The 1,526-nt window shown below is 51.2% G+C and carries 1 protein-coding gene; it reads left to right on the top strand.

The window, feature by feature from the left end; genetic code table 11:
• Positions 1-487 precede the first annotated feature (487 nt).
• Entirely contained in the window at positions 488-1,402 is a 915-nt protein-coding gene (locus AC23NW_RS36105; RefSeq protein ID WP_487455557.1) for a rep family protein, read from the top strand.
• Positions 1,403-1,526: the final 124 nt, after the last annotated feature.

Below are 1,526 nucleotides of genomic sequence, written 5' to 3'. Positions count from 1 at the left end.
GGGGTGGCCGTCAAGGGCCGCGACGTAGGAGCGGTTTATATACCCTTGACGGCCACCCCGGACATGGTTAGTTTGCGTAGAGGGGAAGGGAAAAAACGGGCTGGCCTGGGTGACGAGACTTCCAAAAATCAGTCTAGTTAGAAGCATGAAGGTACCTCATGTTCATTTTTAAAATGGTGTGGATATAGTGCAAAGGCTGGCTGATATTTGGTCAGCCTTTGTTGTTGTAAGGGGGGGCTTGGGGCGTTTTGGACGTGTTTGAGCGCTAGTTGTGACCTCGTAGAGCAAGCTTAAGGGAGCCGAAGGCGACCGAGTTTTGGCCCGGCCAAAACATAGCTTGCTCTTTTTTTCTTGATACATTAGCATAACTCGTGACACCCCCCCCTCCTTTTTTGCCCGATTTTTGACAAAAAAAGCCTGCTCAAACAGGTGTTTGGCAGGCTTCTGATTTCATGATAGATTTGAACTTCCTACAGTTAAAATCATCATGGTGCAAAGTAAACAAACGGCGCTGGAAAAACGCGCGCGTTCCAAGTACATTTCTTTTCGACTGGCCTGCTGGCTCCTGTTCGGTGCTCCCCATTCTCCCCTTCAAAAATCCTATCGGGATTCGTTGTACTGCTGTCATGTTCTGCGTGTCGAGGATCGTGACCGCATTACGGGCAAATATTGCAAACATCGCTGGTGTCTGACCTGCAACCGGATTCGGATGGCTGTATTGATTCTGGGCTATGGGCCTCAGTTGCGGCAATTGGGTAATCTGTGGTTTGTCACGCTGACCGCGCGGACAGTTTGCCGCGCTGATCTGCCCCAACGATTAGCCGAGATGTGGAAAGTATGGAGTGATATTTTAGCATTAAATCGTAAGAAGTGTCAGAGAAATAGAGGGTTAGGGTTAAAAGGGCTACGAAAGTTGGAATGCAATCCGCGTCCTGAAGATTTCTATCATCCCCATTTTCACATTCTGGTACAGGGAGAACAGGCCGCGCGGTGGTTGGTGGCCCAATGGCTCCAGCGCTGGGGTGATTTGGCGAATGCAAGTGCACAGGATGCCCGGCCGGCGGATGATCAGAGCCTAATCGAGTTGTTTAAGTACCAAGTCAAATTACCCACGAAACAAAAGGGCGAGGGGGATTACTCGGCGACGGCTGACCAATTGGACTGGATTTATCAGTGTTTGCGCGGAAAACGGACGTTTCAGCCTTTTGGTGGGTTAACAGCGGTATGTGAGGAGCTGGATGATGATCTCGTCGCTACGGGTCTTCCAGCGGGCTTAGAAGGGCTTATCTGGCAGTGGCATGAGCAGGATTGGGTGTCTGAACTGGGGGAATTACTCACGAACTGGGTGCCTACGGAGAGTGAAGCGGCTTATCTGCGGGATGAGGTGGGTTGCTGTCCATAGTTTTTTCCCTTCCCCTTAGACGCCAAAAAAACGGTAAAACCATGTCCGGGGTGGCCGTCAAGGGCCGCGACGTAGGAGCGGTTTATATACCCTTGACGGCCACCCCGGACATGGTTAGTTTGCG

This window comes from Arsenicibacter sp. R0_47 (assembly GCF_057652235.1).
Note: the sequence above shows the minus strand (reverse complement) of the source record. Positions and strands in the feature narration are given on the sequence as shown.

Bases quoted from the DNA above. Each gene is read 5' to 3' on its own strand.
- AC23NW_RS36105 (WP_487455557.1), top strand. From the start codon at position 488: ATGGTGCAAAGTAAACAAACGGCGCTGGAAAAACGCGCGCGTTCCAAG.